Raw genomic sequence first — 25,197 nt, forward strand, 5'->3', positions numbered from 1 at the left:
GCAGGCAACACGAATCACGAAAAGGTCGCCAGTGTAGCGAATTCAGCGGGTCAGCGCGCTCCAGTCAAAGGGCTGCACAAACTCGCCGGCGTCCTCGGCCATCATCGGCCGCGCCACCAGAAAACCCTGCACATACTCACAGCCGTTGGCCTGCAGCCACTCATATTGCGCGACGGTTTCCACGCCCTCGGCGATCACCAGCATGTCGTAGCGCTTGCACAGCTCGATCACGCTGCACACCAACGCCGCGTCGCGGGTCGAGTCTGGCAGCCGGGCGATCAGATGCCGGTCGAGCTTGAGCGTGTCCAGCTCCAGATCCCGCAAGTGCGAGAGTGAGCACGGCCCCGAGCCGAAGTCGTCCAGCGCCACCCGCACCCCCAGATTGCGCAGCAAACGCAACTGCTTGCGGGTTTCATCAGGGTTTTGCAGCAAGGCCTCTTCGGTCACTTCGACTTCAATGTGATGCGGGCGCAAGCCGTGGCGCTCCAGCACCTGGCGCAACTCGGTGACCAGATTCGGCATGCCGAACTGCGTGCTGCTCAAACTCACGCCCAACACCAAGTCCTCAGCGAACAAGGTTTCCCAGGCTTTGCGCTGTTTGGCGCTGCGATGGTAAATCCAGCTGCCCAAGCGGCTGATCAGCCGCGCTTCTTCCAGCAACGGCAGAAACAGCCCCGGCGGGACGTCGCCGACACTCGGGTGCTGCCAGCGCAACAGCGCTTCGAACCCGCGAATCTGCCCGCCATTGATCGCCACTTGCGGCTGATAGACCAGGTTGAAATCGCGGTTCTCGATGGCCGTGCGCACGCTTTCTTCCAGCATCAGCCGCGAGCGGGCCCGACCGTTCATTTCGTGATCGTAAAAGCGGTATTGCTGACGCCCGGCGCGCTTGGCCTCGTACATCGCAATGTCGGACGCGCGCAGCAAGCCGTCGAGGTTGGAGCCGCAGTCCGGGTAGGTGGCGATGCCGATGCTGGCGCCGAGGGCAATGTCCAGGCCCTCGATCTGCTGACAGATCGACACCCGTTCAATCAGTTTCTCGGCAATCTTCGCCGCTTGCTCGGGGAATTCCAGGTCCAGCAGCGCTGTGAACTCATCGCCGCCCATGCGCGCCAGAATGTCGAATGGGCGCAGGCACGCCTTCAATTGTTCGGAAACCCAGCGCAACACCCGGTCACCGGCGTCATGGCCGAGGGAATCATTGACCCGTTTGAAGCCGTCCAGGTCGAGGTACAGCAGCACCCACGCGCTGTCGGAACGTTCGCCGCGCAGCAGCAGGTTTTCCACGGTCTGGTAGAAACCACGCCGATTGAGCAACCCGGTCAGCGGATCGGTCACAGCCTGGAATTCCAGTTGCTGATGCAGATGGCGCACCACCGACATGTCCAGCACCGTCACCACCATCGCGTGCTGTTCGCTGGGCAACGGCGCGCAGGACAACGCCACCGGCACCTGCTGGCCCGGCGCCGTGCGCAACAGCGCATCGTGCAAGCGCAGGGTTTCGCCGCGCTTGTAGCCGGTATAAAGCTCGGAATCGGCCCAGATCGGGATGTGCGGTTTTTGCAGGAAATCGAGAAACTCGCGGCCCTGCAAATCCTTGACCGTGGCATTGAGCAACCGCGACATCGCCGGGTTGGCAAACCGAATCAAGCCATCCTCGCCCACCACCAGAATGCCCTCGGCGGCGTTATCCAGCACCGAGGCATTAAAGGCCCGGGCGACCTCCAGGTCATGACTCAAGCGCTGCAATGCCCGGCGATTGCGCTGGTGCTCCAGCAACGCCTGGACCTTGGGTTTGAGAATCTGCGGGTCGAAGGGTTTGAACAGGTAATCCACGGCGCCGCTGGCGTAGCCCTTGATCACAGCGTCCTGGGATTGTTCGTTGGCGGTGAGGAAAATGATCGGGGTCAGGCGGGTACGTTGGCTGCCGCGCATCAACCGCGCGACTTCGAAGCCGTCCATGCCCGGCATCTGCACATCCAGCAGCACCAGGTCGACTTCATGTTCAAGCAGCAAACTGAGGGCCTCGAAGCCCGAGGCGGCGGTCATCACCTGCCAGTCCTGGCGCTGCAACAACGCGCGCATGCTGATCAGGTTTTCAGGGTAGTCATCGACGATTAAAAGGACAGAGTTGCCTTCACCTGGCGTGGGTTGCGCGCATTCCATGCTGCTTCTCTTGTTGGGGCGACAGGCCGGTTTCTCGTGAAAACCGGACAAATACTAAGCCTTCACTCTAGACCCGGATCTGCAAAAGCAGTAGCTGTCATCGCGCCATCATGTAACCAAAGCGTCCATAAGCCGACTAACGGTCGGCTCTACAGCCCCCGGAAACCGGCAAAGATGGCCTTTTGACAGGAACTTGACGCCAATCATCTGCCGGACGGGCATTAACAAAGCCGCTGACTACGCTTATAAAGACTGCCCTCCAAGGCCCGCGCTAGAGCTATTGGTACGGGCGCAGCATGAATTCGTGGAAGCTTTGTCTATGATCGATCTCGCAACCTGGAACCTCAGTGTTCCCGTCGGCAATCCGCCGTACACCGTTGTCACGTCCAAACTGGTGAACGGCTTCAAGGACCAATACTTCCACTCCGACACCGGCACCCTGTTTTTCTGGTCCCCGGTCACCGGCTCCAAAACCGAAAACGCCAAATACCCCCGCACCGAGCTTCGCGAAACCTACAGCAACGGCACCCTGCGCAACTGGCTCTACCCCGAGGCCGACAATTCCCTGCGCGCGACCCTGGCGGTGAACCAGGTGCCGAGCTCGGGCAAGATTGTCATCGGCCAGATCCACGCCTATGAAAGCCAGAAACCCCTGATCAAGCTTGAGTACCAATACAAAACGGGCACGCAGACCGGCAACATCGTCGCCAAAGTGCGCATGCACCCCGATGACGGCGAAGGCCGGGTGATCACCATCGCCAGCGGCGTGAAACTGGATCAGGAGTTTTCCTACCTGATTCACCTGAGCCCTGGCGGTGCATTGGGCGTCAGCGCCGCCGGCTACCAGTGGGACACCGATATCAGCGCCACATGGCGTGACAAACCGCTGTACTTCAAGGCTGGCGTTTATGTGCAGGACAACACCGGGTACACCAGCGAGGGCGGGAAAGTGACGTTCAGCAAACTGGATATTGATCACGACAAGTAACGAAACCGCATTCACCGCTAAAAGATCGCAGCCTTCGGCAGCTCCTACAGGGATCGCGCAAGCCCGTAGGAGCTGCCGAAGGCTGCGATCTTTTGATCTTAAAATCCGAAATCCTCGTAGGAATTCACCCTCTGTGGCAAGGGACCTTGCTCCCGCGGGGCCGCGAAGCAACCCCATCCACCGGCCAGCGCATTCCTACAACACCATCGCGCCGCCCGGTTTGCGGCGGCTACGCCACCGAACGGGAGCAAGCGCCCTCGCCACCGGGGTTGTGCGCCGTCCTACAGTGCGGTTGCAGCCAGCAAAGTCGCCGCTTATAGTTCGCCCCGTCGCTGACAGCAGTCGGCGATAGGGTTTCGCAGCCCTACCGAGTTAAAACCACAACCGTCAGAATCCGACATAGGCGACGTCTGCCTATGTTCGGCTTTTATATGGCGGCTGTGCGTGGGAGACCTTCGGGTCTGCCGGGTCTTAACTCCTCGGTCTGCGAACCCGCGCACAGTTGCCACCCAATTTGTTTCGCAGCAAACGGTGGTGAATTCTTTCTTGAGTTAAGGATTTCCCATGACAGAACAGCATCCGCCACGCCGCTTCACCCCCATGTCCCAATTCGCCACCGACTACCCCGTCCTGCTCATCGACAGCGACGCGCCAATCCGTGAATTGCACAACTGCGTCAGCGAACGCCTCAACGCCGTCCTCAAATACCTCAACCTCATGGCCTGCACCAGCCTGCCGGACTACGCCGAGAACGACATCAACACCGTCACCAACATCGCCCGGGTCCTGCTCCAGGATGTGAGCGATGTCTTTCGAGTGATTGAACAACGTGGGTTTGACGCACCGTAAAATCAGCGACCCGATTTAGTCGTAAAAAAACCCGTCTCTCGACGGGTTTCTTTTCGCGTTTTAATAAATAAACGCGCACTAACCTGCGACTTTACAACCACCCAGACCGCTGGATACTTGCCACTAAGCAGACGCAAACTTAAATAAAAACCGCCCCTCTTTTATATAATCGACATCCTCTTCATCAGTCGCATCTCTGTACATCTCGAATCTTCCGCGATAGTCGCTATGCACGACACTTTCCAGAAATAGTTTGCCTCTCTGTGGAAACCAACGTCCCAGGCGCGTATCAGCCACAACAATGTCAGTACCTCCCAGCTCTTTATCGCCAATGGTGAAGCTCACCGGAATAAAAAACAAAAGATGCCCTGCATTATTTTTGCCATACGTATTCACATAAATAAGATCGTTATAGTGCCCGTAATTACCATGGATGAATTCCGTTTCAAACTGAAAGCTTTGACCCTGCGTGCCGTGCACCGTCGCTGTTACAGCCCCCTCCAGCAAAGGACGATCTGGAAACTTCGCTGCCTTGATGGTTTTCATAGCCACCTCTCGGTTCATAGTTAATCGTTGGATTTCATGGCGCGACTTTAATTACCGCCCCTCTACAAACCAAATCATAAGTACCAAGGAGCGGCAGCACACCTGTAAGAAATAACAGGGCTTAATACTTTTTCGCGATAACCAATCCTTAAAAAATCCGTCATATACCGGTTGATCCGCAGAGAATTAACTGAACGGCGCAAAAAACCCCACCCACAAAAAACCCGCCTCTCGGCGGGTCTTTTATCAACACTGTTTAACGCGAGGCTTAGTTAACCTTAGCGTTCAACTCACCTTTCAAATAACGCTGATACATCCCTTCCAGCGAGATCGGCTTGATCTTCGAAGCATTGCCGGCAGTGCCGAACGCTTCGTAACGAGCGATACACACGTCACGCATCGCAGTCACGGTCGCGCCGAAGAATTTACGCGGGTCGAATTCGCTCGGGTTGGTGGCCATCAGGCGACGCATTGCGCCGGTGGACGCCAGGCGCAGGTCGGTGTCGATGTTGACCTTGCGCACGCCGTGCTTGATGCCTTCGACGATTTCTTCAACCGGCACGCCATAGGTTTCTTTGATGTCGCCGCCGTACTGGTTGATGATCGCCAGCCAGTCTTGTGGCACGGAAGACGAACCGTGCATCACCAGGTGGGTGTTCGGGATGCGTTTGTGGATTTCTTTGATGCGGTCGATCGCCAGCACGTCGCCGGTGGGTGGCTTGGTGAACTTGTAGGCGCCGTGGCTGGTGCCGATGGCGATGGCCAGGGCATCGACCTGGGTGCGTTTGACGAAGTCAGCGGCTTCTTCCGGGTCGGTCAGCATTTGGCTGTGATCCAGAACGCCTTCGGCGCCGATGCCGTCTTCTTCACCGGCCATGCCGGTTTCCAGCGAACCCAGGCAACCCAGCTCGCCTTCTACCGAAACGCCGCAGGCGTGAGCCATGGCCACGGTTTGTTGGGTCACGCGGATGTTGTAGTCGTAGTCGGTCGGGGTCTTGCCGTCTTCGCCCAGGGAACCGTCCATCATCACCGAGCTGAAGCCCAGTTGGATGGAACGCTGGCAGACGTCAGGGCTGGTGCCGTGGTCCTGGTGCATGCACACCGGGATGTGCGGGAATTCTTCGATGGCCGCCAGGATCAGGTGACGCAGGAACGGGGCGCCGGCGTATTTGCGGGCACCGGCCGAAGCCTGGACGATCACCGGGGAGTCAGTCTTGTCAGCGGCTTCCATGATGGCGCGCATCTGCTCAAGGTTGTTGACGTTGAAGGCTGGAACGCCATAGCCGAACTCGGCTGCGTGGTCCAACATCTGGCGCATGCTGATAAGTGCCATTGTGTGTGTCTCTCCCGGTTTGGGTCGTTAATCGTGCCAGCCTGCCGTAGCGGCGGCGGCTATTCAAGTTATTGCAGATCGGGGGTCGGTCCGGTCCGCTCATTCGGTGTTGCAAAATCTCTACGAGCCATCGATTCCCTGTAGGAGCGAAGCTTGCTCGCGAAAGCGGTTTAACCGCCAACACATGTGTTGAATGTGCTGGCCTCTTCGCGAGCAAGCTTCGCTCCTACGGGTTTGGCGCGGTCCATCAATTACTGCGCTTTACAACCGCGGCCGATCAAATCATTGGTGGCGACCCAGTACACCAGGCCTTCCTCACCTTTTACGTGAAACGCCAGCATGTCATTGCTGTACAGCGAACCTTCGGCGCCCGGTTCAAGCTTCAAGCGGAAGACCTGATCGGCCCCGCCGAGGCGCACGTCGACTTCCTTGCGGCTGTCGTCGGTGTAGCGCCAGAGCACTTTGGCCTGACTGTCGCAGGTCCAGGTGGTCCAGTTGTCCCCAGGGGCCGACGCGTTGAACAGGTTCATGTTCAAACTCGAGCAACCTGCCAGCAGCGCCAACGCCATGATGGCGATAAAACCTTTCATCCGTGTTCCTCGACCGACGGCGCACGCCGCCGGACTTGAGTAATGAGTCAGACCCGTCAAGGGCAACCACGTTCCTTGGCGGGGGTCTGTGTCTCGTATTTGTCCAGGCCGTCCGGCCCGGAACGCTTGTTGAGCACCGGGTTGGTTTCGGCCTGCCAATCGGCCTGGTAGCAGCCTTTTTCCGTGGCCGAGGGCGCCGGTTCCGGCGCGGCTTTCGGGTTACTCCCGCACGCCACCAGTGAACCGGCGACCATCAACAGCGCTAGCGTCCTGACCATGTAAACACTCCTTTGCCTGGTCATTGGGATGGCCTCAGGCCTTGGCCCGGCTTTCCAGGACTTCAACGGCTGGCAACACTTTGCCTTCGACGAATTCCAGGAACGCGCCACCGCCGGTAGAAATGTAGGAGATCTGATCCGCTACGCCATATTTATCGATGGCCGCCAGGGTGTCGCCACCGCCAGCAATCGAGAACGCCGAGCTTTCGGCGATGGCCTGGGCCAGGACTTTGGTGCCGTTGCCGAACTGGTCGAATTCGAACACGCCCACCGGGCCGTTCCACAGGATGGTCTTGGACGACTTCAGCAGCTCGGCGAAATTCGCGGCGGTCTGCGGGCCGATGTCCAGGATCATGTCGTCGGCCGCCACGTCAGCGATCAGCTTGACGGTCGCGGTGGCGCTTTCAGCGAATTCCTTGGCAACCACCACGTCTACTGGCAGCGGCACGCTAACTTTGGCGGCGATAGCGCGGGCGGTGTCCAGCAAATCAGGTTCGTACAGCGACTTGCCCACCGGGTGACCGGCAGCGGCCAGGAAGGTGTTGGCAATGCCGCCGCCGACGATCAACTGGTTGCAGATCTGGCTCAGGCTGTTGAGCACGTCGAGTTTGGTCGAGACCTTGGAGCCGGCCACGATGGCGGCCATTGGCTGGGCCGGGGCGCCGAGGGCTTTGCCCAGTGCATCCAGTTCAGCGGCCAGCAACGGGCCAGCAGCGGCGACTTTGGCGAACTTGGCCACGCCGTGGGTCGAACCCTCGGCACGGTGAGCGGTGCCGAAGGCGTCCATCACGAACACATCGCACAGGGCGGCGTATTGCTGGGCCAGTTCGTCAGCGTTCTTTTTCTCGCCTTTGTTGAAGCGCACGTTTTCGAACAGCACGATGTCGCCGGCCTTCACGTCAACGCCGCCCAGGTAATCGGAGACCAGCGGCACTTCGCGGCCCAGGGCCTTGCTCAGGTAGTCAGCCACAGGCTTGAGGCTGTTCTCGGCCGAGAATTCGCCTTCGGTCGGACGGCCAAGGTGCGAGCAGACCATCACGGCCGCGCCTTTTTCCAGGGCCAGCTTGATGGTCGGCAGCGAAGCCAGGATTCGCGCATCGCTGGTGACAACACCGTCCTTGACTGGGACGTTGAGGTCTTCGCGGATCAGTACGCGCTTACCTTGCAGATCGAGGTCGGTCATCTTCAACACGGTCATGGGTCGCAATTCCTGAGTTACTGTTTTTTAGTGACAGAAAGTGGAGCAGCTATTTGCAGATAGTGTTCTGCAACGTCCAGCATTCGGTTGGCAAACCCCCATTCGTTGTCGAACCAGGCCAGGATGTTCACCAGCCGTGGGCCGGAAACGCGGGTCTGACTGGCATCGACGATGGCCGAATGGGGATCGTGATTAAAATCACAGCTTGCGTGGGGAAGCTCGGTGTAGGCCAGGAGGCCTTTGAGCGGGCCGCTGCTGGCGGCCTCGCGCAAAATCCGGTTGACCTCGGTGGCGTCGGTGTCGCTCACGGTTTGCATCGTGATATCGAGGCACGAGACGTTCACCGTCGGCACCCGTACGGCTTTGGCCTGAATTCGCCCGGCAAGTTCCGGCAGCAGGCGTTCGATGCCCCGCGCCAGACCAGTGGACACCGGGATCACCGACTGGAACGCCGAACGGGTGCGGCGCAGGTCTTCGTGATGATAGGCGTCGATCACGGGCTGGTCGTTCATCGCCGAGTGAATGGTGGTGATCGACACGTATTCCAGACCAATGGCCTGGTCCAGCAGACGCAACAGCGGCACGCCGCAGTTGGTGGTGCAGGACGCGTTGGACACCAGCAGTTCGTCGCCGGTCAGGCAATCCTGGTTCACGCCGTAGACGATGGTGGCGTCGACATCCGCCTCGCTGGCCATCGGCTGGGAAAACAGCACACGCGGGGCGCCGGCGTCGAGAAACCGCTGGCCATCGGCGCGGGTGTGGTAAGCGCCGGAGCACTCCAGCACCAGATCGACGCCAAGCGACGCCCAATCGATGCCTTCGGGGGTGGCACTGCGCAGGACCTTCACGCAGTCGCCATTAATATGCAGACAATCGCCCTCAACCCGCACTTCGCCGGGGAAACGCCCGTGAGTGGAGTCGAAGCGTGTCAGGTATTCGATGCTGGCCATGTCCGCCAGATCGTTGATCGCGACAATTTCAAACCCGGCCTTCTCGCCTCGCTCAAACAACGCACGCAAGACGCAACGACCAATCCGGCCGTAGCCGTTGAGTGCAACTTTGTAAGGACGCGGTTGAGGCATGGGGTTCTCGATAATGCGCAGCCAGACGAATTTCTTACGTACAACACCCCGTTGTAGGAGCTGCCGAGTGAAACGAGGCTGCGATCTTTTGATCCTGATCTAAAAAAACAAGATCAAAAGATCGCAGCCTCGTTTCTCTCGGCAGCTCCTACAGGGGGATTGCGGTGACACTCGGCCACCGCATTCGCACTTTTAGTCTTCCAGCAGCTCTTCAGCCTGGCCCAGGATGTTTTCCAGGGTGAAGCCGAACTCTTCGAACAAGGCTGGCGCAGGCGCCGACTCGCCGTAAGTGGTCATGCCGATCACGCGGCCTTCCAGGCCCACGTATTTGTACCAGTAGTCCGCGTGCGCGGCTTCGATGGCGATTCGGGCGCTGACTTGCAACGGCAGGACGGCTTGCTTGTAACCGGCGTCCTGGGCATCGAACACGCTGGTGCACGGCATCGAAACGACGCGAACCTTGCGACCTTGCTCGGTCAGCTTGTCGTACGCCTGAACAGTCAGGCCCACTTCCGAACCGGTGGAGATCAGGATCAGCTCAGGCTCGCCTTCGCAGTCCTTCAACACGTAACCGCCACGGGCGATGTCGGCGATCTGGCCGGCATCACGGGTTTGGTGCTGCAGGTTCTGACGCGAGAAGATCAGCGCCGAAGGGCCGTCCTTGCGCTCGATGGCCAGTTTCCAGCAAACCGCCGACTCAACGGCATCGGCTGGACGCCAGGTGTCGAGATTTGGCGTGCTGCGCAGGCTGGTCAGTTGCTCGATTGGCTGGTGCGTCGGGCCGTCTTCGCCCAGGCCGATGGAGTCGTGGGTGTAGACGAACACCACACGCTTCTTCATCAGCGACGCCATGCGTACCGCGTTGCGCGCATATTCCATGAACATCAGGAACGTCGCGCCGTAAGGCACCAGGCCGCCGTGCAGGGACACGCCGTTCATGATCGCGCTCATGCCGAATTCGCGAACGCCGTAGTACATGTAGTTGCCGCTGGCGTCTTCCGCCGACACACCTTTGCAACCTTTCCACAGGGTCAGGTTGGAACCGGCCAGGTCAGCCGAGCCGCCCAGCAGTTCCGGCAACAGCGGGCCGTAGGCATTCAAGGCGTTCTGGCTGGCTTTACGGCTGGCGATGGTTTCGCCTTTGGCCGCGACTTCAGCGATGTAAGCCGAGGCTTGTTCAGCGAAGTCGGCTGGCAGCTCGCCGCTCAGACGACGGATCAGCTCGTTGGCTTCGGTCGGGAACGCAGCGGAGTAAGCAGCGAAACGCTGATCCCACTCGGCTTCGGCAGCGCGACCTTTTTCCTTGGCATCCCACTCGGCATAGATGTCGGCCGGGATTTCGAACGGGCCGTAATTCCAGTTCAGCGCCTTGCGGGTCAGGGCGATTTCCGCGTCACCCAGTGGGGCGCCGTGGCAGTCTTCTTTACCTTGCTTGTTCGGCGAACCGAAACCGATGGTGGTCTTGCAGCAGATCAGGGTCGGCAGCTCGCTTTTGCGCGCGGTTTCGATCGCCGTTTTGATTTCTTCCGGGTCGTGACCGTCAACGTTGCGGATCACCTGCCAGTTGTAGGCTTCGAAACGCTTCGGCGTGTCATCGGTGAACCAGCCTTCGACTTCGCCGTCGATGGAGATGCCGTTGTCGTCGTAGAACGCGATCAGTTTGCCCAGGCCCAGGGTGCCGGCCAGGGAGCCGACTTCGTGGGAAATGCCTTCCATCATGCAGCCATCACCCAGGAACACGTAGGTGTGGTGGTCAACGATGTTGTGCCCGGGACGGTTGAACTGCGCCGCCAGGACTTTTTCCGCCAGGGCGAAACCCACGGCGTTGGCCAGGCCTTGGCCCAGTGGACCGGTGGTGGTTTCCACGCCCGGGGTGTAGCCGAATTCCGGGTGGCCCGGGGTGCGGCTGTGCAGTTGGCGGAAGTTTTTCAGGTCATCGATCGACAGGTCGTAGCCGGTCAGGTGCAGCAGCGAGTAGATCAACATCGAGCCGTGGCCGTTGGACAGCACGAAGCGGTCACGGTCAGCGAACGATGGATTGCTCGGGTTGTGCTTGAGGTAGTCACGCCAAAGTACTTCGGCGATATCCGCCATACCCATAGGGGCACCGGGATGGCCGCTGTTGGCTTTTTGCACGGCATCCATGCTGAGGGCACGAATGGCGTTGGCACGCTCACGACGGCTTGGCATCGCTGATCTCCTGGGGGATTGAATAAAACGAATCGGAAAAAAGGCGAGCATTTTCCCTCACCCACCCGCCCCGGGGCAATGACAGATAGTCATCTGGAGGCGTTTTTCCCATGCATAACAGCGTAATCGACGGGTGAAACCTTTCCGCAGTTGGTTTGTTGACTAAACCTAACGTCGAGAAGTGCCATCTATCGAGCAATATCAAAACTTTTTGATATTGCCCTTGCGGGGTTTTCTGACCGTCACTAGACTGCTGGCCCTATGAATCTACGCGTGCCTTCCATTCAACATGACGATTGCGATGAGCTGGCGGCCCTGTGCAAGGCCGGCGGCGATCCTCTGCGCTTGAATGTATTGCGCGCGCTGGCCAACGACTCGTTCGGCGTGCTGGAACTGGCGCAGATTTTTGGCATGGGTCAGTCGGGCATGAGTCACCACCTCAAGGTCCTGGCCCAGGCCGACCTGGTGGCGACGCGCCGCGAAGGCAATGCGATTTTTTACCGTCGCGCCCTGCCCCACACCGAATTACTGGGCGGCAAGCTCCACGCTGCCTTGCTCGAAGAAGTGGACAACCTGACCCTGCCGGCCGATGTGCAGTCGCGGATCGCCCAGGTTCACGGGCAACGGGCGGCGGCCAGCCAGGACTTTTTCTCACGGGTCGCGGAGAAATTTCGCGCCCAGCAAGACTTGATCGCCGGCCTGCCGCAGTACCGCGAAAGCGTGGTGGCACTGCTCGACAAGCTGAGCTTCAGTGAAGGCGCCACGGCGATTGAAGTCGGCCCCGGCGACGGCGGTTTTCTGCCGGAACTGGCACGCCGCTTCACTCAGGTGACGGCGCTGGACAACAGCGCGGCGATGCTCGAACTGGCGCGCCAGGTTTGCGTTCGTGACGCGCTGACTAATGTCAGCCTGCAATTGGCCGATGCACTGAACGGTGTGAGCCTTACCGCCGATTGCGTTGTATTGAACATGGTGCTGCACCATTTCGCCGCACCGGCCGATGCGCTCAAGCACATGGCCGGTTTGCTGCAACCAGGCGGTAGCCTGTTAGTGACAGAGTTATGTAGCCACAACCAGAGTTGGGCCAGGGAGGCCTGCGGTGATCTGTGGTTGGGGTTTGAACAGGACGATTTGGCCCGTTGGGCCACCGCTGCGGGACTCGTTCCCGGGGAAAGCCTCTATGTAGGCTTACGCAATGGTTTCCAGATCCAGGTCCGCCATTTTCAGCGACCGGCTGGCGACACTCACCATCGGTAAATTCAGGAAAACATCGAGATGAGCGAATACTCCCTCTTCACCTCCGAGTCCGTGTCTGAAGGGCATCCGGACAAAATCGCCGACCAGATTTCCGATGCGGTGCTGGACGCCATCATTGCTGAAGACAAGTTCGCCCGCGTTGCGTGCGAAACCATGGTCAAAACCGGCGTAGCCATCATCGCAGGTGAAGTCACCACGTCGGCCTGGGTCGACCTGGAAGACATCGTCCGTAACGTGATTCTCGATATCGGCTACAACAGCTCCGACGTCGGCTTCGACGGCGCGACCTGCGGCGTGATGAACATCATCGGCAAGCAATCCCCAGACATCAACCAGGGTGTTGACCGTGCCAAGCCTGAAGATCAGGGCGCCGGCGACCAGGGCCTGATGTTCGGCTACGCCAGCAACGAAACCGACGTGCTGATGCCAGCACCGATCACGTTCTCGCACCAACTTGTGCAAAGGCAAGCCGAGGCCCGTAAATCCGGCCTGCTGCCTTGGCTGCGCCCGGACGCCAAGTCGCAAGTGACTTGCCGTTACGAAGGCGGCAAGGTTGTCGGTATCGACGCCGTTGTGCTGTCGACCCAGCACAACCCGGAAGTGTCGTACAAAGACCTGCGCGAAGGCGTGATGGAGCTGATCGTCAAGCACGTACTGCCTGCCGAATTGCTGTCCAAGGACACCCAGTTCCACATCAACCCGACTGGCCAGTTCATCATCGGTGGCCCGGTGGGTGACTGCGGCCTGACCGGTCGCAAGATCATCGTCGACAGCTACGGCGGCATGGCTCGCCACGGCGGCGGCGCGTTCTCCGGTAAAGATCCATCGAAGGTTGACCGTTCGGCCGCCTACGCTGGTCGTTACGTGGCCAAGAACATCGTCGCAGCCGGCCTGGCCGAGCGTTGCGAGATCCAGGTTTCCTACGCGATCGGTGTGGCTCAACCGACTTCGATCTCGTTGAACACCTTCGGCACCGGCAAAATCAGCGACGACAAAATCGTCAAACTGGTTCGCGAAGTGTTCGACCTGCGTCCATACGCCATCACCACCATGCTCGACCTGCTGCACCCGATGTACCAGGAAACCGCTGCGTACGGCCACTTCGGTCGCACCCCGCAGACCAAGACTGTGGGCGAAGACACCTTCACCACATTCACCTGGGAAAAAACCGACCGCGCCGACGACCTGCGTCTGGCTGCCGGCCTGTAAGACTTCCATGGCGGTACTCAAAGCCCTGCACGGTTCTCCGTGCGGGGCTTTTTTATTGCAATCCCCCCTGTAGGAGCAAGGCTTGCCCGCGATGGCCTTCACGCGCGGCACCAGACATACCGCGGCGCCTTTATCGCGGGCAAGCCTTGCTCCTACAGGGCTCGTCGACACACATTGAAAAATAGCCACCCGCCCTACCGCCAGAATCCGAACTAGCCTTCAAGCATTCCATTGAGCAAGGACGCTCTCGATGCCCGCCAACCTGCGCCTGTTTTTCGCCCTTCTCCTGACATCCCTGACCGCCAGTGCCAGCGACTGCCCCGACTGGCCCCCCACTCGCGCGCAGACCGAAATCACCACCCTGCAACAACAAATCGACCTTTGGGACAACAGCTACCATCGCGATGGCCGCTCACTGATCGCGGACGAACTCTATGACCAGTCCCGCGCCCGACTGACGCAATGGCGCCGTTGCTTCAACCTCGGCCCCTCCGCCGAACCCTTGCGAACGGCGAGCGGCAAAATCCCCCACCCGATCGTCCACACCGGCCTGGAAAAACTCCACAACGAGCGCGCCGTCGAAAACTGGTTGCGCGAGCGCCAGGACATCTGGATTCAACCCAAGGTCGATGGCGTGGCCGTGTCACTGATTTACCGCAACGGCCAGTTACATCAAGCGATCAGTCGCGGCGACGGAATAAGTGGCCAGGACTGGACCGCCTCGGCACGTCAGATCGCGGCCATCCCCCGACAACTGAAGCAACCCCTGGACATGCTGCTGCAAGGCGAACTCTATTGGCGCCTGCCCGATCACGTTCAAGCCCAGGCCGGCAGCCTTAATGCTCGCGCGACCGTGGCCGGGTTGATGGGGCGCAAGTCGCTGACGGCCGAGCAAGCGGCCGGGATCGGTTTGTTTGTCTGGGACTGGCCTCAAGGTCCGGCAAGCCTGCCGGAGCGGACGGCGGCCCTGGATAAGCTGGGGGTTGCGATCACTCAGGCTTACAGTCACCCGGTCAACTCATTCGCCGAGGCCCAGCACTGGCGCGATCACTGGTATCGCTCGCCCCTGCCCTTCGCCAGCGACGGGGTTGTCCTGCGCCAGAATCAGCGCCCGCCCGCCGAGCGCTGGCAGGCCCGGCCGCCTTACTGGAGCGTCGCCTGGAAATACCCCTTTGCCCAGGCGCTGGCCGAAGTGCGCAAGGTCAATTTCAAGATCGGTCGAACCGGTCGAATCACGCCGGTGCTGGAGCTCTCGCCGGTGCAGCTCGATGATCGGCAAATCAAACGTGTCAGTGTCAGTTCCCTGCGACGCTGGGAGCAGATGGACATTCGACCCGGTGATCAGGTCGCCATCAGCCTCGCGGGCCTGACCATTCCCAGGCTCGATAGCGTAGTGCTGCGCAGCACTGAGCGCCCGGAAGTGAACGCGCCTTTGGCCGCAGACTTTCATCACTTGAGTTGCTGGCAGCCAATCCCAGGCTGCGAGGGGCAATTCCTTGCCCGCCTGACTTGGCTCAGTGGCAAGCAAGGACTGGCCCTGCCTAATGTCGGTCCAGGCACTTGGGAGAAACTTCTCGAAACAGGCCGTCTCAACAGCCTGCTGGATTGGTTGACCCTTGATGCCCAAGAGCTTGCTAACATTGCCGGCTTCGGCGAGCGCAGCAGCGCTCGTCTTTTAAACAGTTTTGAAATCGCCCGGCAACGTCCGTTTGCGCGCTGGCTCAAAGCCCTGGGCTTGCCGCCGACGGGCCAGGCAAGCCTCGCCGACTCATGGCAGGCACTGGCACAACGCACACACGAACAATGGCAGGCCGAAGCCGGCATCGGCCCGGGACGCGCAGCGCAATTGAGCGCGTTTTTCCGCGACCCGCAGGCCCTGGCCTTGAGTGAAACATTACGTGCTGCCGGGATTGAGGGCTTTTAGTGGCCGATAATGCCTGTCAGCCCGGGAACCCAACGGTGGCGTGGCGCTCAAACAGCCCATTGCCACATCGACCCGATTGCCTTTTCGCACGGAGCTTTTATGAAATTTCTTGCACCGCTCGCCCTGTTGACCCTTTGCAGCGTGCTGGCTGCCCCACTGATGGCTGCCGAGGACACTCCGGAACTGACCGGTTGCGCGGCCAAGAAGCAGGGCATCATCAACCAGATCGAACTGGCCAAATCCCACGGCAACGCCGATCAGCAGGCAGGTCTTGAGACCGCACTGAGCGAGGTCACCGCTCACTGCACCGACGCTTCCTTAAAGAAGGAACGGGAAAACAAGGTGCTCGACGCCAAGCATGAAGTCAGCAAACGCCAGGCCGACCTCGACAAGGCCATGAGCAAAGGCGATGCCGAGAAGATCAACAAACGCAAAGACAAACTCGCCGAGTCCCGCAAGCAATTGCAGGAAGCGCTCGACGAGCTGGATAAGTAAAAATTGTTTTGAAGATCCAAAGATCGCAGCCTTCGGTAGCGCCTACAGGTGTACACATCACTCGGTAGGAGCTGCCGAAGGCTGCGATCTTTTAGAAATCAATGATCCCGAAACTGTTTATGGCACGCACTGCACGCATCTTCGACTTTCTGCACCGCCGGCCCGAGGTTGCTGGCCTTGTACGGCTGAACCTGGCTGGCGGTCACCAATTCACCGGTGGCGGCTTCAAGGTTGCGGGCCATTTCCTGGAAGCGTGCCTGCTGCTTCCACACATCGTCCTTGGCGCTGGTGTGATCTTCTTCGCGCACCTGCGGGAAATGTTTCCACGGCTCATGGGACAGCGAATCGAGTTTCACCGCGCCCTCGACGAATTTCGGGCCGTCGAACGGAATGCGTCCGCGCAACATGCCGCCCAGGTCTTCGCCGGTCTTGAGCATTTGCTTGAAGATCGCCTTGCGCTGACCCAGTGGCGAGTTCGGGTCAACACCGCCGCAGGCGGACAACGTCAGGCAGGCCAGCAATACAACAGAAAGTCTTTTAAGAGTCATGGTGGCTTCAGGTCACGGGGAACGGCGGCCAGTATCCTCGCGTCATCGTTAAAGACCAATAGCCCTATTATCAATAAGGGTTGTTTGAGCGCATGGAGCACTCCGGCAACCGTCCAAGGAATTACTCCATGAACAGCCGTTTCAAGGCTTGGCGCCCGCGCCTGGCCTGGACCCTTCCGATGGTGGCCGTGCTCGCAGGCTGCACCGGCGGCGAAAACAAAACACCGAAAACCCATGCCCTGGCCACGTACACCAGCGCCACTTGGGAAGCATTGCCGAGCGTGTCCGACACTGACCTGGTGGCCGGTTTCGGTTCCTGGCGCAGCGCCTGCACCCGACTCAAGGCTGACCCGGTCTGGGGCTCGACCTGCGCGGCATCCGCCACGGTGCCGCAAACCGCCAGCGACATTCGCGGCTTCCTCAAGCAGAACCTCGATGTCTACGGCCTGCGCGCCGCCAATAACAATCCCAACGGCTTGATCACCGGCTATTACGAACCGGTGTACCCCGGCAGCCTGACCCAGACCACCGTGGCGAACATCCCGGTGTACGGCGTGCCGGACGACATGATCATTGTGTCCCTGGACAGCATCTACCCGGAGCTCAAGGGCAAACGCCTGCGCGGTCGCCTCGAAGGTCGTGTGCTCAAGCCCTATGACGACGCCGCCACCATCGAGACCAAAGGGGTCAAGGCACCGGTCGTTGCCTGGCTGACCGATCCGATGAACCTGCAGTTCCTGCAAATCCAGGGTTCGGGCCGCATCCAGCTCGACGACGGTCGTCAACTGCGCATCGCCTATGCCGACCAGAACGGCCACCCGTATCGACCGATCGGCCGCTGGCTGGTGGATCAAGGTGAGCTGAAGAAAGAAGACGTGACCATGGGTGCCATCAGCACCTGGGCAAAAGCGAACCCGACGCGCATCCCGGAACTGCTGGGCAGCAACCCGAGCTACGTGTTCTTCACCCGCAACCCGGACAGCAACGAAGGGCCCCGTGGTTCGCTGAACGTGCCGCTGACCGCCGGTTATAGCGCGGCGGTGGATCGCAAAGTGATTCCGCTGGGCAGCCTGTTGTGGTTATCGACCACTAAACCCGATGGCAGCACATTGGTTCGCCCGGTGGCCGCACAAGATACCGGCGGCGCGATTGCCGGCGAGGTTCGCGCGGATCTGTTCTGGGGCACTGGCGAGGCGGCCGGGCAACTGGCCGGGGACATGAAACAGCAGGGGCAAATCTGGATGTTGTGGCCTAAAGGCGCGGCGTTGCCGACAGTGCCGCAGGTGGCTGACAAACCTTAAAGTCAAAAGATCGCAGGCTTCGCCAGCTCCTACATGGACCGTGTTCACAACGATCCCCCTGTAGGAGCTGCCGAAGGCTGCGATCTTTTGATCTCACTCCAATCAAACCGACACAAAAAAGAAACTGGCAATCAACCCCATCCCCACAAACCACACCAGCGACCGCAAGATCGCCCAGTCCGCCAGGTAGCAAATGATGTAGAGCAACCGACTGGTGATAAACAGCACCGCCAGCACGTTGACCGTCACCAACTGCGCCGTCCCCACCAGATGCGCCACGATCACCGCAATCGCAAACGCCGGCATCACTTCAAAACTGTTCAACTGCGCCGCATGCGCACGCCTGGCCACACCATTCAGCGACTCAAGAAAGTCCCGAGGATCATGGTTGTCACTCAGTCGGAACCCGCCACTGGCCTTTGCGACGGCCGTGCAGACATAAGGCAGGAAAATCGCGATCAATACGCACCACAGAGCAACCGTCATAAAACAATCCCTTCTTCAGTTTTAGAAATTCGGCGGCCAGTCAAAACTTCATCACCAGTATGCCAATTAGCACCAGCCCACAGGCTAAGAGCCGTGGCCGGCCGAAAGGTTCTTTCAAGTAGCGCATGCCGAACAGCACCACCAGAATCACACTGATCTCACGCAGCGCCGCCGCTTCGGCAATCGAGCCCAGTTGCATCGCCCATAGCACCAAAGCGTAGCTGAACAACACGCAGAACCCGACCGCCAGCCCCAGTCGCCACTGCTCACGCCAGAACAGCATGAACGCCGGCCGCTTGCGCACCAGCGCCAGCAACGGGAATGGCCAGGCGCTGAGTAGCGTGACCCAGACGAGGTAGTCCAGCGGATGGGACCAGCGCCGCAACGCCTGGCCATCGATGAAGGTGTAGCAGCCGATGCACAGGCCGATCAGCGCTACCACCGGCAGCATCGACCACGGCAGTCGCGCCCCGCCACCGCCCTGCCAGAGCAGGCACAGCATGCCGAACGGGATCAGCAAAATGCCGAAGATCTGCTGATTCGTCAGCACTTCCCCGGCAAAGAGCAACGTCAGCGCCAGCACCACCAACGGCGACAACCCGCGCATCAGCGGATAGACCAGCCCCAGGTCGCCGACCCGATAGGCCTGAATCAACAGATAGCGATAGAGCAATTCAAACGCCGCCGAAGCCAGAATCCACGGCCAGATCTCCATCGGCGGCAGGTTCACGAACGCCAGCATCACCGCGACAAACAGCATCGCCACGCTGTCCATGCACGCCACCACCAGCAGCCGCTCGGCGCTGAATTTGATCAGGGTGTTCCACGCCGCGTGCAACAGCGCCGCCACCAATACCAACGCCGTCGCCAGCACCGTCCACTCCTTTTTTGTCCCCACGCCCCCCGTAGGAGCTGCCGAAGGCTGCGATCTTTTGATGTTGATTTTCAAGGTCAGAAGATCGCAGCCTTCGGCAGCTCCTACGGGGAACGTGGGGAGAATTGATTCGCCATATTTCCGCAGCTGTTTATACTGCAAGCGACCACGCCGCACTCAGTTGCGCACAGACTAATTCCAATAATTTCCGCCCCCGCCCGCTCTCTCTGAGAATGGCCGATGGCCTGCGTATGCCTGATCACAGCGTCAAGACTACCGACAGAGACCTTGCGCATGCCACTCGCCTTGCTTGCCCTCGCTGTTGCCGCGTTCGGCATCGGCACCACTGAATTCGTCATCATGGGCTTGCTGCCCGATGTCGCCCGCGACCTCGCGGTGAGCATTCCCCACGCCGGTCTGCTGATTACCGGCTACGCCCTGGGCGTGGTGTTCGGCGCGCCGATCCTGGCGATCGCCACCGCCAACATGCCGCGCAAAGCCACGCTGCTGGGCATGACGCTGATGTTCATCCTCGGCAACATCCTCTGCGCGCTGGCGCCGAACTACGCGACGCTGATGGCCGCGCGCGTGGTCACCGCGTTGTGCCACGGCGCGTTCTTCGGCATCGGTTCGGTGGTGGCGGCCGGCCTGGTGGCACCGAACAAACGGGCCCAGGCGATTGCCATGATGTTCACCGGCCTGACCCTGGCCAATGTGCTCGGCGTGCCATTGGGCACGGCGCTGGGGCAATACGCCGGATGGCGTTCGACGTTCTGGGCGGTGTCGGTGATCGGCGTGATCGCGGCCATCGCTCAATGGCTGTGGCTGCCGAAAGAGATCGCCATGGACAAGGCCAACCTGGCCAGCGAGTTCAAAGTGTTGGGCAAGATCAATGTGCTGCTGGCCCTGGGCATGAGCGTGCTGGCGTCCACCAGTTTGTTCAGCGTGTTCACGTACATTGCACCGATCCTGCAAGACATCACCGGCGTCAGCCCCCACGGCGTGACCATTATGTTGCTGTTGTTCGGCGTCGGTTTGACGGCGGGGAGCATGCTCGGTGGTCGATTGGCGGACAGTCGCTTGCTGCCTTCGCTGGTGGGCATGGCACTGGCTGTTGCAGTGGTGTTGGCGGCGTTCAGCCAGACCAGCCACTCGGCGATTCCGGCGGCGATTACGTTGGTGTTGTGGGGGATTTTTGCGTTTGCCCTGTGCCCGATTCTGCAACTGTTGATCATTGATCAGGCGCACGAAGCGCCGAACCTCGGTTCGACGTTGAACCAGAGCGCGTTCAATCTCGGCAACGCCGCCGGGGCGTGGATTGGCGGGCTGGTGGTGGCCAGTGGCGCGGACCTCGCGGACTTGCCATGGACCGGGGCGCTGGTCAGTGGCTTGACGGTGCTGACGGCGCTGTTCTACATCTACCTGCAGCGTCGCGGTGCGGCGGCGGTCAACGTTTCTGGATGAACAACTGCTTCGGCCATGACATTGCTTTCGCGGGCAAGCCTTGCTCCTGCGGGATCGGGGTGTGCCGCGCATTGGCGACACACATAACCTGTAGGAGCGAGGCTTGCCCGCGAAGAAGTACACACGGTTCAACGGCCTCGACGCTGAGCATCACTGATCACTTGTCGATCTTCTGCCGGCCAGGCGCCTCGGTCTGATCCTTGGCCTTATTCGGCGTGCTGCTTTCACTGCGCACTTGCGCATGGCTGATCAACGCGAAGATAAAGCTGCCGCCAATGATGTTGCCCGCCAGCGTCGGCCCGGCGAACACCAGCCAGAAATCCTTCCACGGCAACTCGCCGGCAAACACCAGGTACGACACCTCGGCCGAACCGACGACGATGTGGGTGAAATCCCCCAGCGCCATCAGGTAGGTGATGAGGATGATGATCCACATCTTGGCGCTTTCCATGGACGGGATCATCCAGACCATGGTGGCAATCATCCAGCCGGAGATGATGCCTTTGGCGAACATCTGGCCGGCGTCGTTCTCCATGATCTTACGCCCGATATCGAGGAAGGCCATGTCGGTCTTGGTGTCGAAAATCGGCAGGTGCAACATCACGTAGGCCACCAGCAAGGTGCCGCACAGATTGCCGAACAGCACCACGCCCCACAGCCGGATCAGCCGGCCGAAATTGCTCAGTGTGGGTTTGGTCATGATCGGCAGCACGGCCGTCAGGGTGTTTTCGGTGAACAGTTGCTGGCGCGCCAGAATCACCGCGAGGAAACCGGCGCAATAGCCGAAGCTGGCGATGACCTTGAAGCCCTCGCCGTCGGGCAGTCGGGAGTTGAGCAGCCCCATCGCCATCAGTGACAGACCCATGGTCAGGCCGGCCGCAAGGGCTGACCACCAGAGCGCGGCGACGCTGCGCTCCAACTCTTGATCGCCCTGGGTGCGAATGATTTCGTGCAACACCGCCGCACGGGGTGGCTGGTTGCGGTCGGCTTCGTGCTGTTCTTCAGCCGAGAGGTTCGGGGTCTTGCCGTCTTTTTGAGTGTCCATGGAGCTCCGCAACCGGTGGCGTGTCATGTAGGTACGACACGCGGGGTTCGGATTCCGTTCTGTAGGAGCTGCCGAAGGCTGCGATCTTTTGATTTTGCTTCTGAAAACAAGATCAAAAGATCGCAGCCTGCGGCAGCTCCTACGGGGCTCGCATTACTCGCTGGCGGCGTCGTCCTTGAACTGGTCTTTGACGTAGAGGATTTCGGTGCGGCCGTGGGGTGCGGGCAAGCCGTCTTCACCCAGGTTCACGAAGACCATCTTCTCTACGGTGAGGATGCTTTTGCGGGTGATCTTGTTGCGCACTTCGCAGGTCAGGGTGATCGAGGTGCGGCCGAACTCGGTGGCGGTAATGCCCAGTTCGATGATGTCGCCCTGGCGCGAGGCGCTGACGAAGTTGATTTCGGAAATGTACTTGGTGACCACGCGCTGGTTGCCCAACTGGACGATGGCGTAGATCGCCGCTTCTTCGTCGATCCAGCGCAACAGGCTACCGCCGAACAGCGTGCCGTTGGGGTTGAGGTCTTCGGGTTTTACCCATTTGCGGGTGTGGAAATTCATGTTCACTCCTGAGCGTCTGGCCGAATGATGGGCGCCATCATGGCAGAGCCCGACCTGGAGCTCTATCAGGCATCGACTATGGACTCGATTACCGTTCAGACATTGACCGATAGAAACGCTTTGGAAGTATCGCTTACACGGCTATAATCGCCACCGTTTCAAAACGGTAACTTTGCACTGATACCGTTTTCCCGCCACCTGTCCGAGGGGCGCTGCAGCAGGTTCGACCTGTCAGGCTCGGATGGGGCGTTGCCCGGTCGTCATCGACCAGACACTAAACGCACAACGGCGCCCATTCGCATACATTACGAATGGAGGCTCTTCATGAGCGCTGTTATCACGCCTGCAGATTTTACCGATTACAAAGTCGCCGACATGTCCCTGGCTGCCTGGGGTCGTCGCGAAACCATCATCGCCGAATCCGAAATGCCAGCCCTGATGGGTCTGCGCCGCAAGTACGCCGGTGAGCAGCCGCTCAAAGGCGCGAAGATTCTCGGCTGCATCCACATGACCATCCAGACTGCCGTGCTGATCGAAACCCTGGTTGCCCTGGGCGCCGAAGTGCGCTGGTCGTCCTGCAACATTTTCTCGACTCAAGACCAGGCCGCTGCGGCTATCGCTGCTGCCGGCATCGCGGTTTATGCCTGGAAAGGCGAAACCGAAGAAGAGTACGAATGGTGCCTTGAGCAAACCATCCTGAAAGATGGCGCGCCTTGGGATGCCAACATGATCCTCGACGACGGCGGCGACCTGACCGAGCTGCTGCACAAGAAATACCCGGCGATCCTGGACCGCGTCCACGGCGTCACCGAAGAAACCACCACTGGCGTTCACCGCCTGCTGGACATGCTGGCCAAGGGCGAGCTGAAAATCCCGGCCATCAACGTCAACGACTCGGTGACCAAGAGCAAGAACGACAACAAGTACGGCTGCCGTCACAGCCTGAACGATGCGATCAAGCGCGGTACCGACCACCTGCTGTCCGGCAAGCAAGCGCTGGTCATCGGTTACGGTGACGTGGGCAAGGGCTCCGCTCAGTCCCTGCGTCAGGAAGGCATGATCGTTAAAGTTTCCGAAGTCGACCCGATCTGCGCCATGCAAGCCTGCATGGACGGCTACGAGCTGGTTTCGCCGTTCATCGACGGCATCAACAACGGCACCGAAGCGAGCATCGACAAAGCATTGCTGGGCAAGATCGACCTGATCGTGACCACCACCGGCAACGTCAATGTTTGCGACTCGAACATGCTCAAAGCCCTGAAGAAGCGCGCTGTTGTCTGCAACATCGGCCACTTCGACAACGAAATCGACACCGCTTTCATGCGCAAGAACTGGGCATGGGAAGAAGTGAAGCCACAGGTTCACAAGATCCACCGTACCGGTCCTGGCGCATTCGATGCCCAGAACGACGACTACCTGATCCTGCTGGCCGAAGGTCGTCTGGTTAACCTGGGTAACGCCACCGGTCACCCAAGCCGCATCATGGACGGTTCGTTCGCCAACCAGGTACTGGCGCAGATCTTCCTGTTCGGCCAAAAGTACGCCGACCTGTCGCCAGCCCAGAAAGCCGAGCGCCTGACCGTTGAAGTACTGCCGAAGAAACTCGACGAAGAAGTGGCCCTGGAAATGGTCCGCGGTTTCGGCGGCGTTGTGACTCAACTGACCAAGACCCAGGCCGACTACATCGGCGTGACCGTCGAAGGCCCGTTCAAGCCACACGCTTACCGCTACTGATTGGCTGAGCGTCGACGCGGTGTGCCTGGCGCACCGCGCTGCCTGACTGGCGCTGCTTGACCGCTTTTTGTAGGAGCTGCCGCAGGCTGCGATCTTTTGATCTTAAAAGATCGCAGCCTGCGGCAGCTCCTACAGGGGTACAGCGTCCGGCTTACGAGTTTCCAAGGATATGACCATGTCCCAAGACCGTCGCTACAGCTTCGAGTTCTTCCCTACGAAGACCGATGCTGGGCATGAAAAACTGCTCGCCACTGCCCGTCAACTGGCGACTTACAACCCCGATTTCTTTTCCTGCACCTATGGCGCTGGCGGTTCGACCCGTGATCGCACCATCAACACCGTGTTGCAGCTCGAAAGCGAAGTCAAAGTCCCGGCCGCACCGCATCTGTCTTGCGTGGGCGACAGCAAGGACGACCTGCGCGGCCTGCTGACGCAATACAAGGCCGCCGGCATCACCCGTATCGTTGCCCTGCGCGGCGACCTGCCTTCGGGCATGGGCATGGCCAGCGGTGAACTACGCCACGCCAACGACCTGGTTGAATTCATTCGTGAAGAGACTGGCGATCATTTCCACATCGAAGTCGCCGCTTACCCGGAAATGCATCCGCAAGCGCGCAATTTCGAAGACGATATCGCCAACTTCGTGCGCAAGGCCAATGCTGGCGCCGACAGTGCGATCACCCAGTACTTCTTCAACGCCGACAGCTATTTCTACTTCGTCGAGCGTGTACGGGCGGCGGGTGTGAACATCCCGATCGTGCCGGGGATCATGCCGATCACCAACTACAGCAAACTCGCGCGCTTCTCCGATGCCTGCGGTGCGGAAATCCCGCGCTGGATTCGCAAGCAACTGGAAGCCTACGGCGACGACACCCAGAGCATTCAAGGCTTTGGTGAGCAAGTCATCACCGAGATGTGCGAACGCCTGCTGCAAGGTGGCGCGCCAGGGTTGCACTTCTATACGTTGAACCAGGCTGAGCCGAGTCTGGCGGTGTGGAATAACCTGAAGTTGCCGCGTTAAAAAGCGTTAAAGCAAGATCAAAAGATCGCAGCCTCCGGCAGCTCCTACAGGGTGTACACAA

23 protein-coding genes and 1 riboswitch are annotated in these 25,197 nt (G+C 59.9%); of the genes, 10 read left to right on the forward strand and 13 right to left on the reverse strand.

Translation table 11 applies throughout. The features are described from left to right. Positions 1-42 precede the first annotated feature (42 nt). Positions 43-2,166 (reverse strand): putative bifunctional diguanylate cyclase/phosphodiesterase, encoded by a 2,124-nt coding sequence (locus tag V5E99_RS00820; RefSeq protein ID WP_499800173.1) that lies wholly within the window; start codon positions 2,164-2,166, stop codon positions 43-45. 319 nt (positions 2,167-2,485) lie between these two features. Here V5E99_RS00820 and V5E99_RS00825 point away from each other — a divergent pair, with 319 nt between their 5' ends. Continuing rightward, positions 2,486-3,154 carry a polysaccharide lyase family 7 protein gene (locus V5E99_RS00825; protein WP_499800175.1) on the forward strand — a complete coding sequence of 223 codons (669 nt, stop codon included), beginning with the start codon at positions 2,486-2,488 and terminating at the stop codon, positions 3,152-3,154. A 564-nt stretch (positions 3,155-3,718) separates the two neighbouring features. Next, the gene (locus tag V5E99_RS00830) at positions 3,719-4,003 is read left to right on the forward strand and encodes a hypothetical protein (RefSeq protein ID WP_499800177.1); all 285 of its coding nucleotides are present in this window, start codon (positions 3,719-3,721) and stop codon (positions 4,001-4,003) included. Positions 4,004-4,126: 123 nt separating this feature from the next. Here V5E99_RS00830 and V5E99_RS00835 read toward each other — a convergent pair whose 3' ends face one another. The 7 genes from V5E99_RS00835 to tkt form a co-directional block, all read right to left on the reverse strand. Next, the gene (locus V5E99_RS00835; protein ID WP_499800179.1) at positions 4,127-4,549 is read right to left on the reverse strand and encodes a hypothetical protein; all 423 of its coding nucleotides are present in this window, start codon (positions 4,547-4,549) and stop codon (positions 4,127-4,129) included. Between the two features lie 268 nt (positions 4,550-4,817). Continuing rightward, positions 4,818-5,882 (reverse strand): class II fructose-bisphosphate aldolase, encoded by a 1,065-nt coding sequence (gene fba, locus V5E99_RS00840; protein ID WP_008151974.1) that lies wholly within the window; start codon positions 5,880-5,882, stop codon positions 4,818-4,820. A gap of 251 nt (positions 5,883-6,133) precedes the next feature. Then, positions 6,134-6,472, reverse strand: coding sequence for an MliC family protein (locus V5E99_RS00845; protein WP_499800180.1), 339 nt, complete (start codon positions 6,470-6,472; stop codon positions 6,134-6,136). A gap of 56 nt (positions 6,473-6,528) precedes the next feature. After that, entirely contained in the window at positions 6,529-6,750 is a 222-nt protein-coding gene (locus V5E99_RS00850; RefSeq protein ID WP_499800181.1) for a hypothetical protein, read from the reverse strand. A 34-nt stretch (positions 6,751-6,784) separates the two neighbouring features. Further along, complete coding sequence (locus tag V5E99_RS00855; protein ID WP_499800183.1) at positions 6,785-7,948, reverse strand: phosphoglycerate kinase; 1,164 nt, start codon at positions 7,946-7,948, stop codon at positions 6,785-6,787. Between the two features lie 17 nt (positions 7,949-7,965). Further along, complete coding sequence (epd, locus tag V5E99_RS00860) at positions 7,966-9,030, reverse strand: erythrose-4-phosphate dehydrogenase (RefSeq protein WP_499800185.1); 1,065 nt, start codon at positions 9,028-9,030, stop codon at positions 7,966-7,968. A gap of 192 nt (positions 9,031-9,222) precedes the next feature. Further along, positions 9,223-11,220 (reverse strand): transketolase, encoded by a 1,998-nt coding sequence (gene tkt / locus V5E99_RS00865; protein WP_499800186.1) that lies wholly within the window; start codon positions 11,218-11,220, stop codon positions 9,223-9,225. A 273-nt stretch (positions 11,221-11,493) separates the two neighbouring features. On the opposite strand from tkt, the gene V5E99_RS00870 reads away from it, so the two are divergent. The 4 genes from V5E99_RS00870 to V5E99_RS00885 all read left to right on the forward strand — a co-directional run bounded on the left by V5E99_RS00870 (position 11,494) and on the right by V5E99_RS00885 (position 16,105). Next, positions 11,494-12,477 carry an ArsR/SmtB family transcription factor gene (locus V5E99_RS00870; protein ID WP_499800187.1) on the forward strand — a complete coding sequence of 328 codons (984 nt, stop codon included), beginning with the start codon at positions 11,494-11,496 and terminating at the stop codon, positions 12,475-12,477. Positions 12,478-12,495: 18 nt separating this feature from the next. After that, complete coding sequence (metK, locus tag V5E99_RS00875) at positions 12,496-13,686, forward strand: methionine adenosyltransferase (RefSeq protein ID WP_123404278.1); 1,191 nt, start codon at positions 12,496-12,498, stop codon at positions 13,684-13,686. A gap of 250 nt (positions 13,687-13,936) precedes the next feature. Beyond that, positions 13,937-15,610 carry an NAD-dependent DNA ligase LigB gene (gene ligB, locus V5E99_RS00880; RefSeq protein ID WP_499800190.1) on the forward strand — a complete coding sequence of 558 codons (1,674 nt, stop codon included), beginning with the start codon at positions 13,937-13,939 and terminating at the stop codon, positions 15,608-15,610. A gap of 99 nt (positions 15,611-15,709) precedes the next feature. Continuing rightward, a complete protein-coding gene (locus tag V5E99_RS00885) occupies positions 15,710-16,105 on the forward strand; it encodes a DUF1090 domain-containing protein (protein ID WP_499800192.1) in 396 nt (131 codons plus the stop codon). A gap of 98 nt (positions 16,106-16,203) precedes the next feature. Here the strand turns inward: V5E99_RS00885 and V5E99_RS00890 are convergent, their stop codons facing one another. Beyond that, on the reverse strand, positions 16,204-16,653 hold the full coding sequence (locus tag V5E99_RS00890; protein ID WP_499800194.1) for a c-type cytochrome: 450 nt from the start codon (positions 16,651-16,653) through the stop codon (positions 16,204-16,206). A gap of 128 nt (positions 16,654-16,781) precedes the next feature. Between V5E99_RS00890 and mltA the strand changes: the two genes are divergently transcribed. Further along, entirely contained in the window at positions 16,782-17,954 is a 1,173-nt protein-coding gene (mltA, locus tag V5E99_RS00895; protein WP_499800196.1) for a murein transglycosylase A, read from the forward strand. A 102-nt stretch (positions 17,955-18,056) separates the two neighbouring features. On the opposite strand, the gene V5E99_RS00900 is transcribed toward mltA, so the two are convergent. Both V5E99_RS00900 and V5E99_RS00905 read right to left on the reverse strand, forming a co-directional pair. Further along, positions 18,057-18,440, reverse strand: a complete 384-nt coding sequence (locus V5E99_RS00900; protein WP_499800198.1) for an MAPEG family protein — start codon at positions 18,438-18,440, stop codon at positions 18,057-18,059. Between the two features lie 40 nt (positions 18,441-18,480). Next, a complete protein-coding gene (locus tag V5E99_RS00905) occupies positions 18,481-19,314 on the reverse strand; it encodes an EamA family transporter (RefSeq protein ID WP_499800200.1) in 834 nt (277 codons plus the stop codon). Positions 19,315-19,608: 294 nt separating this feature from the next. Here V5E99_RS00905 and V5E99_RS00910 point away from each other — a divergent pair, with 294 nt between their 5' ends. Continuing rightward, entirely contained in the window at positions 19,609-20,778 is a 1,170-nt protein-coding gene (locus V5E99_RS00910; RefSeq protein WP_499800202.1) for an MFS transporter, read from the forward strand. A gap of 157 nt (positions 20,779-20,935) precedes the next feature. On the opposite strand, the gene V5E99_RS00915 is transcribed toward V5E99_RS00910, so the two are convergent. Continuing rightward, the gene (locus V5E99_RS00915; RefSeq protein ID WP_499800203.1) at positions 20,936-21,823 is read right to left on the reverse strand and encodes a formate/nitrite transporter family protein; all 888 of its coding nucleotides are present in this window, start codon (positions 21,821-21,823) and stop codon (positions 20,936-20,938) included. A 153-nt stretch (positions 21,824-21,976) separates the two neighbouring features. Beyond that, a complete protein-coding gene (locus V5E99_RS00920) occupies positions 21,977-22,381 on the reverse strand; it encodes an acyl-CoA thioesterase (protein ID WP_499800205.1) in 405 nt (134 codons plus the stop codon). A gap of 198 nt (positions 22,382-22,579) precedes the next feature. After that, a riboswitch (S-adenosyl-L-homocysteine riboswitch) is annotated at positions 22,580-22,682 on the forward strand. Positions 22,683-22,705: 23 nt separating this feature from the next. Here V5E99_RS00920 and ahcY point away from each other — a divergent pair. Together ahcY and metF are read left to right on the forward strand one after the other, a co-directional pair. Then, entirely contained in the window at positions 22,706-24,115 is a 1,410-nt protein-coding gene (gene ahcY, locus V5E99_RS00925) for an adenosylhomocysteinase (RefSeq protein WP_133835625.1), read from the forward strand. 175 nt (positions 24,116-24,290) lie between these two features. Beyond that, entirely contained in the window at positions 24,291-25,136 is an 846-nt protein-coding gene (metF, locus tag V5E99_RS00930) for a methylenetetrahydrofolate reductase [NAD(P)H] (RefSeq protein WP_499800207.1), read from the forward strand. Positions 25,137-25,197: the final 61 nt, after the last annotated feature.

The sequence above is a fragment of the Janthinobacterium sp. LPB2021202312-11-4 genome, assembly GCF_037049705.1.
Taxonomy (GTDB): Bacteria; Pseudomonadota; Gammaproteobacteria; order Pseudomonadales; family Pseudomonadaceae; genus Aquipseudomonas.